Origin of the sequence: Carnobacterium sp. CP1, from assembly GCF_001483965.1 — a bacterium.
Classification (GTDB): domain Bacteria; phylum Bacillota; class Bacilli; order Lactobacillales; family Carnobacteriaceae; genus Carnobacterium_A; species Carnobacterium_A antarcticum.
In genome coordinates this window covers 1,655,035-1,671,249 of sequence record NZ_CP010796.1, presented here as the reverse complement: position 1 = coordinate 1,671,249, position 16,215 = coordinate 1,655,035, and the positions used below count along the sequence as shown (strand labels likewise).

The 16,215-nt window shown below is 35.8% G+C and carries 18 protein-coding genes; 11 read left to right on the top strand and 7 right to left on the bottom strand.

Annotation, left to right across the window (positions count from 1 at the left end):
• Positions 1-8: 8 nt before the first annotated feature.
• From NY10_RS07865 to NY10_RS07855, 3 genes are read right to left on the bottom strand one after another with little or no spacing between them, the layout of a single operon-like run.
• Positions 9-617 carry an NADPH-dependent FMN reductase gene (locus NY10_RS07865; RefSeq protein ID WP_058919450.1) on the bottom strand — a complete coding sequence of 203 codons (609 nt, stop codon included), beginning with the start codon at positions 615-617 and terminating at the stop codon, positions 9-11.
• A 43-nt stretch (positions 618-660) separates the two neighbouring features.
• Positions 661-1,599 (bottom strand): FAD:protein FMN transferase, encoded by a 939-nt coding sequence (locus tag NY10_RS07860; protein WP_376821386.1) that lies wholly within the window; start codon positions 1,597-1,599, stop codon positions 661-663.
• A gap of 44 nt (positions 1,600-1,643) precedes the next feature.
• Positions 1,644-2,525: a helix-turn-helix domain-containing protein gene (locus tag NY10_RS07855; RefSeq protein WP_058919449.1), complete on the bottom strand. Its 882-nt coding sequence runs from the start codon at positions 2,523-2,525 to the stop codon at positions 1,644-1,646.
• Positions 2,526-3,547: 1,022 nt separating this feature from the next.
• On the opposite strand from NY10_RS07855, the gene mazE reads away from it, so the two are divergent.
• The 6 genes from mazE (at position 3,548) to NY10_RS07825 (ending at position 7,415) form a co-directional block, all read left to right on the top strand.
• Complete coding sequence (mazE, locus tag NY10_RS07845; protein ID WP_156413281.1) at positions 3,548-3,739, top strand: type II toxin-antitoxin system PemI/MazE family antitoxin; 192 nt, start codon at positions 3,548-3,550, stop codon at positions 3,737-3,739.
• A 756-nt stretch (positions 3,740-4,495) separates the two neighbouring features.
• Positions 4,496-5,053 (top strand): DapH/DapD/GlmU-related protein, encoded by a 558-nt coding sequence (locus tag NY10_RS07840; protein WP_058919446.1) that lies wholly within the window; start codon positions 4,496-4,498, stop codon positions 5,051-5,053.
• A 36-nt stretch (positions 5,054-5,089) separates the two neighbouring features.
• Positions 5,090-5,242, top strand: a complete 153-nt coding sequence (locus tag NY10_RS12690; RefSeq protein WP_197408957.1) for a hypothetical protein — start codon at positions 5,090-5,092, stop codon at positions 5,240-5,242.
• Positions 5,239-5,808, top strand: a complete 570-nt coding sequence (locus NY10_RS07835; protein WP_197408956.1) for a dihydrofolate reductase family protein — start codon at positions 5,239-5,241, stop codon at positions 5,806-5,808. Before NY10_RS12690 ends, NY10_RS07835 begins: the two co-directional genes overlap by 4 nt.
• Before the next feature lie 28 nt (positions 5,809-5,836).
• Positions 5,837-6,706 (top strand): aldo/keto reductase, encoded by an 870-nt coding sequence (locus NY10_RS07830; RefSeq protein WP_197409004.1) that lies wholly within the window; start codon positions 5,837-5,839, stop codon positions 6,704-6,706.
• 55 nt (positions 6,707-6,761) lie between these two features.
• The gene (locus NY10_RS07825) at positions 6,762-7,415 is read left to right on the top strand and encodes an SDR family oxidoreductase (protein ID WP_058919444.1); all 654 of its coding nucleotides are present in this window, start codon (positions 6,762-6,764) and stop codon (positions 7,413-7,415) included.
• 105 nt (positions 7,416-7,520) lie between these two features.
• Here the strand turns inward: NY10_RS07825 and msrA are convergent, their stop codons facing one another.
• Positions 7,521-8,360 carry a peptide-methionine (S)-S-oxide reductase MsrA gene (gene msrA / locus NY10_RS07820; protein ID WP_058919443.1) on the bottom strand — a complete coding sequence of 280 codons (840 nt, stop codon included), beginning with the start codon at positions 8,358-8,360 and terminating at the stop codon, positions 7,521-7,523.
• A gap of 190 nt (positions 8,361-8,550) precedes the next feature.
• On the bottom strand, positions 8,551-9,552 hold the full coding sequence (locus tag NY10_RS07815; protein ID WP_058919442.1) for a nucleoid-associated protein: 1,002 nt from the start codon (positions 9,550-9,552) through the stop codon (positions 8,551-8,553).
• A gap of 211 nt (positions 9,553-9,763) precedes the next feature.
• Here NY10_RS07815 and deoC point away from each other — a divergent pair, with 211 nt between their 5' ends.
• Both deoC and NY10_RS07805 read left to right on the top strand, forming a co-directional pair.
• On the top strand, positions 9,764-10,456 hold the full coding sequence (gene deoC, locus NY10_RS07810) for a deoxyribose-phosphate aldolase (RefSeq protein WP_058919441.1): 693 nt from the start codon (positions 9,764-9,766) through the stop codon (positions 10,454-10,456).
• 212 nt (positions 10,457-10,668) lie between these two features.
• On the top strand, positions 10,669-11,484 hold the full coding sequence (locus tag NY10_RS07805; protein WP_058920290.1) for a MurR/RpiR family transcriptional regulator: 816 nt from the start codon (positions 10,669-10,671) through the stop codon (positions 11,482-11,484).
• A gap of 44 nt (positions 11,485-11,528) precedes the next feature.
• On the opposite strand, the gene NY10_RS07800 is transcribed toward NY10_RS07805, so the two are convergent.
• The gene (locus tag NY10_RS07800) at positions 11,529-12,506 is read right to left on the bottom strand and encodes a Gfo/Idh/MocA family protein (RefSeq protein ID WP_058919440.1); all 978 of its coding nucleotides are present in this window, start codon (positions 12,504-12,506) and stop codon (positions 11,529-11,531) included.
• Between the two features lie 54 nt (positions 12,507-12,560).
• Positions 12,561-13,577 (bottom strand): Gfo/Idh/MocA family oxidoreductase, encoded by a 1,017-nt coding sequence (locus NY10_RS07795; protein ID WP_058919439.1) that lies wholly within the window; start codon positions 13,575-13,577, stop codon positions 12,561-12,563.
• 327 nt (positions 13,578-13,904) lie between these two features.
• Between NY10_RS07795 and nth the strand changes: the two genes are divergently transcribed.
• The 3 genes from nth (at position 13,905) to NY10_RS07780 (ending at position 16,178) form a co-directional block, all read left to right on the top strand.
• Positions 13,905-14,549 carry an endonuclease III gene (gene nth, locus NY10_RS07790; protein WP_058920289.1) on the top strand — a complete coding sequence of 215 codons (645 nt, stop codon included), beginning with the start codon at positions 13,905-13,907 and terminating at the stop codon, positions 14,547-14,549.
• Between the two features lie 231 nt (positions 14,550-14,780).
• Entirely contained in the window at positions 14,781-15,740 is a 960-nt protein-coding gene (locus tag NY10_RS07785; RefSeq protein WP_058919438.1) for a glutathione S-transferase family protein, read from the top strand.
• A gap of 45 nt (positions 15,741-15,785) precedes the next feature.
• A complete protein-coding gene (locus NY10_RS07780) occupies positions 15,786-16,178 on the top strand; it encodes a DUF1398 family protein (RefSeq protein ID WP_058919437.1) in 393 nt (130 codons plus the stop codon).
• Positions 16,179-16,215: the final 37 nt, after the last annotated feature.

The following is a 16,215-nucleotide window of genomic DNA, read 5'->3' as shown; positions in this document are numbered from 1 at the left end:
CCTATTCTTTAAAGGTTTTCCCATGAGAAGCTTTCAGCTTCTTTTTTGTTGATAGCGTGTGCGCTTTTTAATTGGTTGGTGATGTCCATAAAAATTTGGAAATCTTCAAACAGTCCTTCTAGCTTTTCAATTTGTTCGAAATCGATCAAGCCGGCGTCTTCGTTAAAAGCTTGTAAAGAATGGCTTAATAAAAATTCAGAACTTGGCATGACACGAGCTTTTAATTCTGGAGCGTCGAGGATTTGGCGCAAATGCATTTGTGCTCTTGAAGAACCAAGTGTTCCGTAAGAAGCTCCAGTAGTCATAACGGGTTTATCCACAAAAGGGAATATGCCGTATGAAAGCCAGTTAAGAGCATTGATCAGTGATGCAGGAACAGAGTGGTCGTATTCTGGCGTACTAATGATCACACCGTCAGCATCCTCAATTTTTTTAGCCAATTCTTGAACGCTAACAGGCAATTGTTTGTTCTCTGGTTTGTTAAATAGGGGAAGATCTTTGATTTCAACCACTTCAATCTGTGCTTGATTTGAAAAATGTTTTTGAATAAACTGCAATAACATCCGATTAGTAGAGTGATCTGAATTTGTTCCAACTAAACCAATAATTTTTTTCATGTTGGTACTTCCTTTCAGTAATGTTTTTAGTGTAAGCAATAAACTAATTCATTTTGATGATTTTGTCTTCTAATGCAGCGGAATAGAGCATTTTTACTTCTTTTGTAATGACCAATCCGTCTATGCCTTCTAATTGATTTAAGATATGCATAATTTCTTCAGACGATTTTCCAAATAAACGAGTCGTCCATATTTCGCCATCGATCGATTTGTCGGAAACAATTGTTAAGCTTGCAACATCGGTTTCTATTGGATAGCCCGTATGTGGGTCCAAAATATGATGATACGTTTGTTCGTTATCGCTCAGGCTTCTTTCGTAAATACCTGAGGTGACGATGGATTGATTCAAAGCTTTTAAAGCAACCATCGATTGATCGCGAGAGGGCCCAGGACGCCGTATACCAATTTTCCAATGACGGTCTTTATTAGTAGGCGAAGGGCCTAAAACCACAATGTTTCCGCCTAGATTGATCAAAGCAGATAAGGTACCGACACTTTTTAAATAATCGATCAGCAAATCGGCGATGAAGCCTTTTGCTAAAGAACCTAAATCGATCAGCATGCCAGGTTCTCTTAAAAAAACCGTTTGGGCTTCGTCATTTAAGACAATGTTTTGTGGGTCTGTTTTTTTGAGCAGGAGTTGAATGTCTTCTGCTGCAGGAACTTTAGCGTCATCGAAACCAATACGCCACGTTTGAACTAATGGCCCGATAGCAATGTTTAGGTTGCTGGCTGGAGAACAGCTGTGGTGTTTCCCAATTTTGATCAATTGGTATAAGTCAGGATGGACAGAAACGGGTTGGAACCCGGCATTTTTATTGATGGCCATTAACTCAGAGCTTGGATCATTTGCACTAAAGCGGTGTTCATATTCCTTTAATCGAGTAACCAACTCGTCTAATACTAAATCAGGAGTTTCGTGTTGAACCAATAAATCAATGACGGTTCCCATCAAATGAATGACTCTTCGTTTTTGATCCAACTGTTATCGCCTCTTTTCTTCTAAAGAATGTTGCTAACAAATCGTTACAGTTTATTTTCACCGCTACGAGACAATACCGTTTTTTCTAGTACAGCCAGCTCTCTGAGCAAAACATAATTTTTATTGATTTTGGCATAAGCCCTAGCATCATAGACTAATTCTAAAATATGTTCTTTTGATTCATTCTGACTAACGGCATTTTTGACTAACTGGAAAGCGGCTCGTGCAAGATAGAACGTTACGTGATTATCTGAGCAAATTGATATAGCATACTTCAACAACGTATTGCTTGCTTCTAGTTCATGAACTTCAGCGTAAAACACACTGCATTGAAAGACGATATTAAGAACTCGCCAAGTATCTGCTAATTCCGTTGTTTCATAAGAATAAATTTGTTCAAGAACTTTATTAAAATAAAATTCGGCTTTTTCTTGATCCGCTTCGCGAAAGTAAACCATCCCAGTTCCGGTATACGCTAATAATCGAAAAATTTCCGAATCATCGGTATCTTCTGCTAATAAGATTTTGTCAAAGTTGAACAAAATATCCGTGATAGCACAATTTTGAAAAATCATGATAAACCCTTTTAAATAAAAGTAACGCAAGGATAAAATAGAATCTGCAATCGTGTTGACAGCAATAGTATTAAGCAAAGCTGCTGCTTGTTCATATTCGCTGGTAACAAGGAAAAACTCCGCTTTGTTCATCGTTTCAATCGTCTCTGTATACCTGATTCCCACTCTTGGAAATAAATCAGCTAATGGAAGTCCTAAACGATTACAAAGTTTGATCAGTATTTTCAAATTGGGGACTTGTCCATTATTTTCAAATCGGCTTAAGGTTGCTTGAGTACAAATGCCTTCAGCTAATTCTACTTGAGAAAACCCTGTCGCTTTACGCGCTTCAATAAATCTCTCAATGTTCATGCTGTTCCTCCAATGTTTGTTAACTTGTTCGTTATTGAGTTTGTTTGTTTTAATAACCGGTTACATCGATAAAGAAATAATTCAAGATAGCTACTATTGACTCTTTTCTTAGAATGGCCAAGTCACGTCTACCAAAGGATTTATGAAGGTTTTCGCTTAATCTTCCCATTTCGATAACACATCCCTTTTTTGTTGTGATTTTATTCACATATCTTCTACACACTTATAATACTCTGTTAAAACATTTATGTCAATACAGATATATAAAATAATATATAAAAAACGATATAAAGGTTTTAAACTAATGGTTCATGAATATTGAACTTCTATTTTAAAAAAATCTTTTCGGCTGCGGCCGCAAAGGTCCGATCGGATTGGATAAACGCGGTTGCGTGCCTTAACGTGTGATAGACATAGAAAATAAGGCACACAAAAGCAAGTTGCGTACCTTATGAGTGGGTTCGAATGGAACTTAAGGTACGCAAATCCTTTTTGAGTACCGCAAGTATGAAGCAGAAGAACTTGAACTGTTTAGTTATTTCTTAGAACAAGAAGGCCTTCAATTAAAAGTGGACCAAACAAACCAAAAATCTAACGTTAAAAAAACAAGCACTGATTAGGTGCTTGTTTTTTTGATTTATCGGTTCTAAATGTTTAACTTATATAACTTAAATCCCTTATAATGAATGTACTAATAAGAATGTGAATTGTTATAATGCGTTCAGAAAAGGTGCTATCTATTAAGAAAGGTAGGGATAAAGGTTGAAATATAGAGGGAAGTTTAAGAATGTTAAACTGTCATTTTACAGATCTCGGTTTGAAGTTGAAACATTCTCCAAAATAAGTACAACTGAAATATATATAAAGTTGAAAAGGAAAAAAGAAACTAAGTTCGAAAAATCTCTGAAAGAAGGTATGAAAAGATATGACCATGCTCTTAGAGAATTAGCGAAAAGATAATCAGAAAGAAGAGGATACTAATGGTCTTGAAGAGAAAAACCTTTTTAGTAGGAGATTCACTAATGATTAATCTTCCAGACGAATTACACGTAAAAGAGAATGCCACATATTATTTCCATAAAAAAGAAAATGGCGCAATAGTTCTTATACCTGAAGTAGATGATTATTTCAAAGAAGTGAGAGATGGAGAATTTAGTGAAGCACTTGCATGGGAAGATATCTACATTCCTCAAGTGAGAGAATGGGAAGAATAATAAATTTAAAAAATATAATAATAGATTCACGTAAGTAGAGAAAGAGCTGCTCAGTTTTTTTGGATTTAAGCAGCAATTTCTCTGTTTTTTTTGCCGGTGGATGGTGTACTTAAGATTTTTCCGTAAACTGGTTGGTATCAGCCTGGATCTTAATCTGTAAACGTTGGAAAGCCAAAATTTAAAGGCTAGATGTCAATCTTGATTTTCAAAAAATGTTTGTAGATTTAACTTTTAATCTTTAATAAGCGGCATTCGCCCTTTGTATCCACAAAAAGGACAAGTTATGATTCGTTCATCGGGTATACCTGTTTTTAAAGCAAGTGCAAAACTTATTTATGATAATTTAAAACTGGAGCCACAATTCGGACAGATAAAGTGAGTTGTACTCGTATATGTGTCCGTATATTTTTTTATCATTAAATACATAAACACAAGTGCTATTGCCGTGGTAAGTAACCCAATGATAGTATCCATTTCAATCCTCCTCATAAGATATGTTTTAAGAACACCGAATTTTCCTTTGATCATAAACAGCTCATTTTTTAACAAATTCTAAATGTTCTATAGGAAGAGAATTTAATGAATCTTATACCTGATCAAGACTAGTAACGAACTAATGAACTAGATAATTAAAAATAACCAGCTATAGACAAAAAGAATAGATGAGTATTCTATATAAGTATTAGTCAGATTAAGATTATCCTAGTATGATGAAGTTAAATAACAAGAAATAACTGAATAGGTGGGTGAAGGGATATGAAAGACTTATTAAAACAAATTATTGGTAAGGAAATAGTAAAAGGTTCCCCAATTTTTGAAGAAATACACGAGCAAAAGGCAGAAAATGAAAGATTAGTGATGGAATTGAATACCGAATACCATGCTCCGTCGGATGTGCGTGCAGCACTTGAAAAAATTACTGGTGAATCGATTGATTCTTCAGTTACTGTTTCGTTGCCTTTTTACACAGATTTTGGAAAACATATTTCATTTGGAAAAGATATTTTTCTCAATCAAAATGTTACTTTTGTTGATTTAGGCGGTATTTACCTTGAAGATAATGTGTTGATCGGACCTGGGGCGCGATTGCTCACAGTGAACCATTTAGTGGACCCGGCAAAAAGAAGAGGAATAATAGTAGATTCGATTCGAATTAAGGAAAACGCATGGATCGGTGCAAATGTAACCGTTTTGGCTGGCGTAACAATTGGTAAAAATGCTATTGTTTCAGCAGATGCTACGGTCACCAAAGACGTGCCAGACAATGTAATTGTTGCAGGTACACCTGCGAGAATCATTAAAGAAATTGATTAAACAATCAGTTTATATAAATAGGAGGAAAATTAAGCTATGAATAAACCGTATGTCATTATCCATACACACACCTCTATCGATGGCAATCTAGATATCATGGATTTGCCAGAATTTAAAGAAGCGAGCCGCCAATACCAGGAACTTTCCATAAATCCAGAAAACAACAATTCGGAATCCATGGTTATTTGAACGGAAAAACGACAACTGAAGATAATATGACCCATTACAAAACACCGAAGCTGGATGAAAATGCAGCACCCGTCCCTGAAGGGGATTATGTAGCAGATCCAGATGCTCCTATGTATTATTTGTCCATTGATGCACGTGGAGAACTGGCTTTTGAAGAAAATTTCTCTGATTATGGCGGTGTTTCTTCTCATATTGTAGAAGTCTTGACGGAACAAGCGTCAAACGCGTATAAAGATTTTCTTAGAAAGAAAAAGATATCGTATATCATTGCTGGTAAAGAGCAAATCGACTATGAAGCGATGTTGGACAAATTCTACAATCTATTTGGCATCAAGCGAATGATGGTTGGAGGCGGCGGAACGCTTAACTGGTCATTTGTTCAAAACGGACTGGTTGATGAAGTCAGTGTCATCTTGTCTCCTATCGCAAATGGGGATCCGGGTGGACACCGTTTCTTCGTTGCCAAAGAACCATATACCCAAATTAAAGAAACAGCTTTCCAATTGGAGTCTGTTGAAACATTGGAACACGGCACCATATGGATTCGCTATTCTGTCAAAAAATAAGCAGAGATAGAAAGAAGGCAATAAAATGGTGTTAAATGAAACGTATACATTATCAAATGGGGTTAAAGTTCCTAAATTAGGTTTAGGTACATGGATGATCGATAATGAAGCAGTGGTTCAAGTTGTAAAAGATGCTCTTGATTCAGGCTACCGTCATATCGATACGGCTGAAGCTTATCTTAATGAAGAAGGCGTAGGGCGCGGTATAAAAGAGTCTGGCATCCACCGCGAAGATGTTTTTGTTACTACAAAGCTCGAAGGCGACATCAAAAACTACGATGAAGCTGTCAAAGCAATCAATGAATCGCTGGAACGCTTGGATATGGCTTATATCGACTTAATGATTATTCATAGTCCACAACCATGGGCTAACTTCCGTGACGGCAATCATTACTTTGAAGGAAATTTAGAAGCCTGGCGTGCCTTAGAAGAAACTTATGAAGCAGGCAAACTACGGGCAATAGGCGTTTCTAACTTTGAACAAATAGATTTGGAAAATCTAATTAATAATGGGAAAGTTAAACCAATGGTGAACCAAATTCTCGCACACATTACAAATGTTCCTAGCGACGTAATTGAGTACAGTCAAAGTCTCGATATTGTTGTCGAAGCATACTCACCAATCGCTCATGGTGCCATTCTTGACCACCCTGTTGTCAAAGGAATTGCTGAAAAGTACGAGGTTTCGCCTGCTCAATTAAGCATTCGCTATGTCATACAATTAGACATGGTCGCTTTGCCTAAATCTACTAACAAAGAGCATATGAAATCTAATGCCGCGGTAGATTTTACGATCTCTGAGGAAGATATGAAAACTTTAAATGAGTTGCCTCTTATCGAGACTTATGGTGACGATGAGGTCATGCCAGTCTTTAGTTCACAATACAAGAATAAGTAAGAAATATATGCTATGCTGAATTCAATTCGCGTAATATATTGAAAGGAGTTTTCAAATGAAAGTATTAGTTGTAGGTGCCAATGGGAAAGTAGCTCGTCATTTTGCTGATTTTGCAAAAGAAGATTCTGCTATTGAAGAAATAGCAATGATCCGCAATAGTGAACAAGCTGGTTTCTTCGAAGAACGAGGGATTGAAACAGTTCTCTTAGATCTTGTCAAAAATTCAGTAGATGAATTGGCTGAAGCAATGAAAAATGTCGATGCGGTTATCTTTAGTGCAGGTGCTGGCGGAAGTGGTTTTGATAAAACTGTTCTAATCGACTTAGATGGAGCTATTAAAGCAATGACCGCTGCAGAACAAGCTGGCGTTAAACGTTTTGTTATGGTTAGCACCTTCCGTACAGGCCGTGAGGAAATGGCTAAAGAACATGATTTACAAGTTTATACAATCGCCAAAAATTATGCGGATGAATGGTTGAAAAATCGTACAGAACTAGATTGGACGATTGTCCATCCTGGTATATTAGTTGATACACCTGGTACCAATCAAATAAAAGTTGGTATGGGACAAGACATCAATGAGATTCCACGTCAAGATGTGGCTCAAACCTTGATTTCTGTACTTCATAATGACAACACGATTAAACAAGAATTTGAAGTTCTAGCTGGCAATACAGCCGTCGAAGAAGCTATTAGTAATTTAAAATAAATAGATGTTTAAAAAAATTAAACCAAAGACCCCAAAAGCTTTTTATGTTAGCTTTTGGGGTCTTTTTATGCAGTGAGATACAATAAACTATACATTGTTTAATGATTAAGGTTTCTTAGTAAACCGTTTGACTTCAGTCCTAAATTTACCTTGCAAACGTTGAAAAGCCAAAAATTGTTGACGAGACCGTTCAATTCTTTTGTATCTCTTGCGGTTTTTCTTATAAAATTGTTGGTGATAGTTTTCTGCCGGCCAAAATACGCTTGCAGGTTCAATTAATGTAACGATTGGATGCTTGTATTTGCCGGATTCTACTAAACACTGTTTTGATTTTTCAGCAATCTGTCGTTGCCTCTCATTTCGAACAAAAATAATCGGACGATACTGATTGCCCCGATCTTGAAATTGACCAAACTCATCTGTGGGATCGGTCAACTGCCAATAAAGCTCTACTAAATCTTCATACTGTATGATTCTTGTATCAAAAATAATTTCAACGGCTTCTACATGCCCGGTATATTGACCGCTCACTTGATCATAAGTGGGGCAGTCAATATGTCCACCAGTGTACCCAGATAAGACGGAAACGATCCCATCAAGAGTTTCAAAAGGCTCTACCATACACCAGAAACAGCCGCCTGCAAATATAGCGGAATCTTGATAAGCCAGTTCATCAGTGGAGTGTTTCGTAAAATCAAATTGAGTATTGGCAGCAGCATTACCGGTAATCTTATTATAAAAATCTGTCACATCAGCAGTTAAGTTATTTCTTAAAGCAAGCGGACGTAAATCAGCTTCAAGTTTTGAAAGCTGATCTTCAAAATTAGCACCGTCTTCTATAGCTTTTTTGGTTGCCAATAATAATGACCGTTCCCATTCCCGAGTTGCTGGATTGAGTATGAGATTATATAGATTTTCGAGTGTCTCTTCATGATTATTGTTCATCTTGAAGACCATCCTTACGTATGATTTTTTAGTGAAAAGCTTCTGAATTAAACTAGTTAAAAATGAATCTTCTTACTTCATTATACATTAGCAAGTATGGCACAAGTACTTTTAAAACTCGCAAGGAATAAAATAGAAAATCGTACCCTGGATGAGTTTTTCAATACTCACTTAGGGTACGATTTACTTATTAAAACAAGTTTTTTATTTTTTCAATGTTTTTGATCATAACTGAAGTGGTTCCATCTGGGTTATTAATAAACTCGACAACTTCTGGATCTTTATAGAGATCTATAGGGATACTGATTTCGATACCGTTATCTAAACGGAATTTTTGCTTCGAATATTTCGGGCCAGCTACGGCTACTTCAGCAGGAGCGCGATCTACGTATCCCATTTCAGTTATTTCTTCAAAGAACTTTTCTTTTTTCGCATGATTATCCCCGTAAAGGGTCTCGGCAATCACTTGGTTATCAATGACGTTTTCTTCAGTCATACTATGAACAAGCGCTTCTTTCGTATCGGCCAACACTTGGAACTCTTCATCATTAAAAGCTTTACTTGTTTTTTGAACAGCTTTTTTTATGATCGAGATGTTTTCTTTCAGACTTGGCTGAGGTTTATCTTCTAAAAACAATTCTGTAAAATAATAAACTTTCTCTGCTAATTCAGCAATCATATGTTTTTTCTCGATAATGTGATATTCCATGGTGTTTAAATTCAGCACCATTCCTTCTTGAATCGCTTGGCGAGCACTCGGTAAAATGGAGCGATTAACAATCAACTGATTCGTTAGTATTTCCTCTTCATAAGAGACATAATGGGTGATGCTGTCAGAATAATTTAACTTGAAAAGTCCTAAATGAGGCACTTCGTCCAAGGTGAAGAAGACAAATAATAAATCAGCTGGCGGTATTTCTGGATTGATTTTTGTAATGGAAAAGAATTTATCGCTCAACGTTTTTGTCATCTCAATAAAATCTTCTTGAATAGTAGAAAAAGTTTGGCTTAAAGGGTTATCTTCTGTTAATATCCCGGTTTTCATATTGTCTGAATCTTCTACTTTTTCAATCATGGCTTGAAGATAATCCATTGTAAATTTCTCCGTCAAATCTAATCCAGCAAAAGAAAAAATCGGTTCGTTGCTGTTCAAGTCAAAAATGTGTAAAATGGCTTCTTTTATATAAATCATTTTGTTCCCTCCGTTTTCAGTCACGCTTAGTAGTATCTCACAAATGTGACATTCGCAAAAGAGATTTTTCGAGAAACGGGATAGTAAAAACACAGATGGCTAAAAAAACTTTCTTCTCCAAAGTCCAGAACGTTCTTTTTCCTTGATGAGACCTAGAAGAGTCTTAATTGTGTTAAAATGAAATCGAATTCAATAAGAGGAGGAAGCAAAAATGACATTTCAATTGAGCGTGACAGAATTAGCAAATATGGTGGACCATACATTGTTGAAAGCAGATGCACAGAAAGCCGGATTTGAAAAATTGTGTCAAGAAGCTGATGAATATGGGTTTAAAATGGTGGCGATCAATTCCGCACCGGTTGCTCTTTGTAGTGAATTATTAAAAGAAAGTCCCGTTCATGTCGGAGCGGCCATTGGTTTTCCGCTGGGGCAGACTACAATTGCTGCTAAGGTTTTTGAAGTCGCGGATGCGATCAAAAATGGTGCTGATGAAATTGATTATGTAATCAATATCGGCGAGTTAAAAGAAGGAAACTTAGCGTATATAGAACAGGAAATGAAAAAAATCGTAGCTGCCTGTCAAGCGAATAACGTGTTAAGCAAAGTGATTTTAGAAAATTGTTATTTGACAAATGAAGAAAAAATTGCTGTTTGTGAAATTGCTAAAAGAGTTAAACCTGATTTTGTAAAAACGTCAACAGGGTTTGGCACTGGCGGAGCAACGATTGCAGATGTAAAACTAATGAAAGAGACAGTAGGAGCAGAGGTCAAGATAAAAGCAGCAGGAGGCATACGTGATTTTGCAACGGCTAAAGCAATGGTAGAAGCTGGTGCTGAGCGATTAGGAACTAGCTCAGGGATTAAAATTATTAACGAGTATAAATCGTTCGTCAAGGAAGCCTAATTTATGATAATGCAAAAAGTGATGACCAAATCAAACCTAATGTTTTCATCTGATGGGTTCCTTAGTTCGTATATAAAGATATATTATTTTATATTCGCGGTTAGATAGTAAATGATAATTAATTGATATAGGTTCATTTTAGAAAGGAGTTGTTAAAGTTGGTACAAACATTGACTAAGTTGAAGGATCAAACGAACTTTACAAATACGGAGATGAGGATTGCCGATTATATCATCCAAAACATCACTAAGATTCCTACGATATACATTGAGGATCTAGCAAAATTAACGTATACTTCTCACTCGACGATTATCCGTCTCTGTAAAAAAATGGGATACGATGGATTTAGAAGTTTTAAGGACGCTATTTCAGGTGTAGTTTATAGTCAATTGCATTTACCTAGTGAAGTAGATGCTAATTTTCCTTTTAAACAAGAAGATTTAACCATGGATATAGCTAAGAATATGGCAAATTTAACGATTGATACAATAAAAAAGACTTTAAATCAATTAGATGAAGATTTACTACAATCAGTGGCAGAAATTCTTTTCAAATCTAAGCATATTTTTCTGTTTTCTCGTGGTGATTCACAAGTACGAGCGAGAAGTTTTCAAAATAAATTAGTAAAGATTAATAGATTTGCTATTATTTCTGAAGAATATGCAGATGAGGCATGGAATGCTTCTAACCTTACTCCAAAAGATTGTGCTTTATTTCTGTCTTATAGTGGAACTAGTCCGCAATACAAGCGTATGTTACAACATTTTTCTAACAAAAAGATCCCAACTATTTTGATAACAGGGAATACAGAATCTGATTTGATTAAATTAACTACCAAAACGATAGTGGTAGTCCAGGAAGAATATGATTTTGTAAAGGTTGGGACTTTTGCATCACAAGTTGCCTTTCAATATGTATTAGACACGTTGTATTCTATTTTATATGCAAAAGAATACAGCAGTAATTTGGAAAAATTAAAAGAAAAACAGTCACTCATTCAAAATGGAATTTTGTCAGAAGAACTATGACCCATCCATATATTGAAAAAGCATCTGTTTTTCACTTTAAAAATTTAGCCTAATGATATACCAGCAGAATCTAATCCTTTATCTACAATAGACATAACCATTTCACTGTGATCAAGGTGGTTTGTCATCGTTTCAACGTCAGATTCTCTTATGATTCTTTCAAATTCAGTAAATTCCTCATACATCCGATGCGTATGCACTTTAAAATCAACGATTTCGCTCTTATTTTGATTGTCTATTATAGTAAACCTATCGATAGTACTTGTCGGTCCGTCAATAATGATAGCTCCTTTATCGCCTTGGATAATGGTTCGTATCGGAGCTGTAGAATCTTTAGCACCTATGCAGACTACTTTTTTATCCCCATAATCCAAGCTTAGGATGCCAGAAGTATCAATTCCGTTTTCAACATTTGCCAAGTAACTGACTTTTTGGGGCTTTCCAAAAATACCCGTTACAAAATGGATATTATAAATATTAATATCCATTAAAGCTCCACCACCCATTTTAGGATTGAAAGCTGGTAATATATCTCCTTGTTTGAAGGCATCATACCTTGATGAGTATTGTGAATAATTGCATTCAATAATTTTAATAGCTCCAATAGTCTTTATAGCTTCTTTTATTTTTTTGTAATTGGTTAAATATTGATTGGTTATAGCTTCTAACAACATGACATTGTTTGCTGAAGCTAATTCTCTTAGTTCTTTCATTTCGGATAAGTTTAAGGTAAAAGGTTTTTCACATATAACATTTTTTTTATTAAGGATGGCTTGTTTAGCAAAAGAAAAATGCAAATGATTGGGCAATGCAATATAAACAGTATCGATAGCCTTACTTTTTAAACAATCTTCATAATTAGTTAAGACTTGACGAATGCCATAGTTGTTTTTTAAAAGCCTCATTTTATCCATGCTTCTATCCGTTCCTACAATTGCCTCTAATTGAATCCCTGGAACATCACAGACCATAGTTAAAAAATCATTCACGATCATGCCAGAACCTATAATGGCTAGTTTCATTGTAAACCTTCTTTCTTAGTTGAATGATCCTTGTTTTTCTAACGAATAGATAAATTAATATTTAATACTTTGAATACCTTCTTCAAGTATCTCTAGTTGACGAATCGTTTCTTCATCTTTCACGGACTTATCTTTTCCATTGATAATAGACTCATACAATCCTTCATAAACACGACTGTAATCCCCAATTTCTGAAATGACTTTTTCTTCATGATAAAGGCCATCAGTATCTATATAAGTCACAGTACCGTAATGATTTGGGGTATCTATCCCGAAATCGGCATTAGTTGGCATATAGAACAATTTTAGGTGTTCTTCTTGTCTATCTTTCTCTTGCTTGATAAACATGCCCTTCTTACCATATAGAACAAAACTTGGTCGTGGTTTTATTCTGAAGTAACTTGATTTAACAGAAACCTTTATTTTTGAATAGTAAAAGTCCAAGTCAAAATAATCATTCATTCGATTAGGACCCAATAATTGTCTTACATCATAATGAATGGAGTCTGGATCTCCAAAATAGGAAAGAACTTGATCGATTGTATGGCACCCATGTCCATACAAATAGCTTGAAGATGCTGAAAATTCTGTGCTGTTTTCTGGAACTTCTGGTCTGAAATAATCATAATGCATTTCTACTTCTAGCAATTCACCTATAACGCCGCTTTCGATAATTTTTTGTGCGGTCAGAAAATCTGAATCGTAGCGTCTGTTTTGGTAACATTGAACGAGTAAATTTTTTGATTTTGCTAACTCAAATAGTTCTTTTGCTTCTTCAGCAGTTTCGGTAAAAGGTTTTTCAACTAGTGTGTTTTTCCCGTTCTCTAGTGATAATTTTGCAAATTCAAAATGTAATGAACTAGGAAGGCAAATTGCAACCAATTGAATTTCTGGATCATTCCAAATGTCTTCTAAATTCGTTGTGTAGTGGACTCCAGGAACCTTATCCCATGAACTATTTTCATGACGAGAATAGATAGTCTTCACTTTAATGTTCCCTGTTTTTAATGAAAAAGGTAAATGATAACGATTCGTACTTTTCCCATTACCGATATAAGCTATTGTTAACATAAAAAAACCTCCTATAGTATCTGATAATTAGATTATATATGAAAATGATTGAAATAAACCGTTACTCATCCATTCAGGTTCCCAAGTTCTTGTTTCTTCCAAATAAAGTAATATAACCTGAACATTATGTTCAGAGATAACTTTCACGTTTTTTACAGGTTTATTTTATTTAACATTAGGGGTTGACACATAAAGATTATTCTTTGCCTTTCTAGTATTCTAAATACCAGAGAATCAATGTGCAGCGCTAAAGAACCGATGGGAATGTATTTTAGTGCTGTTGAAAATATGGTATATTTTAAAAAACGAATAAAGAAAGGAAAGCCTATGCTGACAAAAGAAGCCGCTCAACACGTTATCTATGAAATTATGAAACTTTATCCTAACGCTGTCCCAATGATGCACTATCAAAACCCATTTCAATTGTTGATGGTCGTTATCTTAAGTGCGCAGGCAACAGATGTGTCAGTCGCTAAAGTGAAAGACAAGTTATTCGAACGCTATCCCAATCCTCAAGCTGTTAGCGAATCTTCACCGGAAGAAATTGAATCATACATAAAAACAGTCGGACTTTACCGGAACAAAGCAAAGTATATCTATAAAAGCAGTTGTCAATTACTTGAAAAATTTGATGGAAAAGTTCCAAATACACGCAAGGAACTGCAATCATTAACTGGAATTGGACCTAAATCAGCTAATATATTATTGAATGTCGCCTTTAGCCAAGATGCTTTTGCAGTGGACACACATGTCGCACGAGTTTGTAAGCATCACAAAATAGTAGAAGAAAATGCCACGCCCAAACAAATTGAAGAACGCGTGACAGAAATTATCCCAGCAAAATACTGGGGAAGAGCACACCAGTCCATGATCTCACTCGGAAGAGAAATATGCACACCCAGAAATAAGAAGTGCCATGAGTATCCACAGTTGTATAAGGATTTAGAAGAAGAACCAACTGATACTGTCTAGATTTAGATACGGTTATTAAGCAGAAAGCAAAAAGAATCTGATCAAGCTGGGAAACTAAAGTATTAGAAGTTTTATTAACCAGGATATAAAAACAGTTGTTTTTAAAAAAAGCAGATAAACGTTTAATTAACAGACTAATCTATTTGTTATTCTTGATCATGCTACCTATAATGAAAATAGAAGACAACTACAAATAATGTATAAAGTTCAGTATTTGAAAGGGGAATAATGATGGGATTATTAGTAGACGGCAAGTGGCATGATCAATGGTATGACACTGAAGGCAGCGGAGGACGATTTATTCGTCAAGAGTCACAGTTCCGGAACTGGATCACACCAGATGGAAGTGCAGGACCAAGCGGTGAAGGCGGGTTTAAAGCTGAACCTGGACGTTATCATTTATACGTAGCATTAGCCTGTCCTTGGGCAAACCGTGCGCTGATCATGCGTAAATTAAAAGGATTAGAAGAGATGATTTCAGTCTCTGTTGTGAATCCTTTAATGGCAGAAAACGGCTGGACATTTGAACCAGAAGAAGGTGTGATTCCTGATCCGGTGATTGATGCAAACTATCTTTATGAAGTTTATACGCATGTCGAACCTGAGTATAGCGGGCGCGTGACCGTGCCTGTTTTATACGATTTGAAACAAAATGAAATCGTAAACAATGAATCTGCTGAAATTATGCGCATCTTAAATTCGGCTTTTGATGAAGTCGGCGCAAAAGCAGGCGATTATTATCCTGAAGAGTTGCGTTCAGAGATCGATACGATCAATGAGAAAGTGTATGATTCTGTCAATAATGGGGTATACAAAGCAGGATTTGCAACGAAGCAAGAGGTTTACCAAGAAGAAGTCACTAAACTATTTGATGCTCTTGATGAACTAGAAGAACGGTTAGGGGAGAACCGCTATCTAATAGGCGACCAAATAACCGAAGCTGATTGGAGATTGTTTACGACGTTGATCCGTTTTGATAGTGTCTATTACGGTCATTTCAAATGCAATATCAAACGAATAACGGACTACAAAAATCTTTGGCGCTACACAAGAGAGTTATACAATTGGCCGGGTATAGCGGAGACGGTGAACTTTAAGCACATCAAAGAACATTATTACCGCAGCCATAAAAACATTAATCCGACGAGTATCGTTCCAGTAGGACCAGAATTGGATTTTAGTTTGAATTGATTGAATAGAATCAAAGAAACCGTTCAGCAAAAGGAGCTTATCTAAATGAGTCTAAATTATCAAGAGATTGAAAAAGTGGTCAATGCAGAAAAAAATGCTGGTGAATTTGCGCAATTAATGCACGAATTAAAAAAATTAGGTGTTAAACGCTATGATTACTTAGTAGCTGAAGGAATCTATCGCTATTTTGATGAGGATAATTCTGTTGACTTAAAATTGAATGGGATCCCAAAAGAAGTTTTTGAACAAAGTAATCCTGAAGCCATCAAATCGGCTGTCAAAAGAGCTCAATCAGGAGAGTTTGATTTTGAAAAATTTTGCGAGTTAGCTGGAGAAGCTGGCGTTCCAGTTTGGACAAGCGATTTAGTATCGAAACAAGTCACTTATTACAGCACTGATCATCAGGTATTACTAGTAGAGCCGATTCCTGGACTATGAGGCAATCAAGTAGTAATAACATAGAACCTACAGTTTT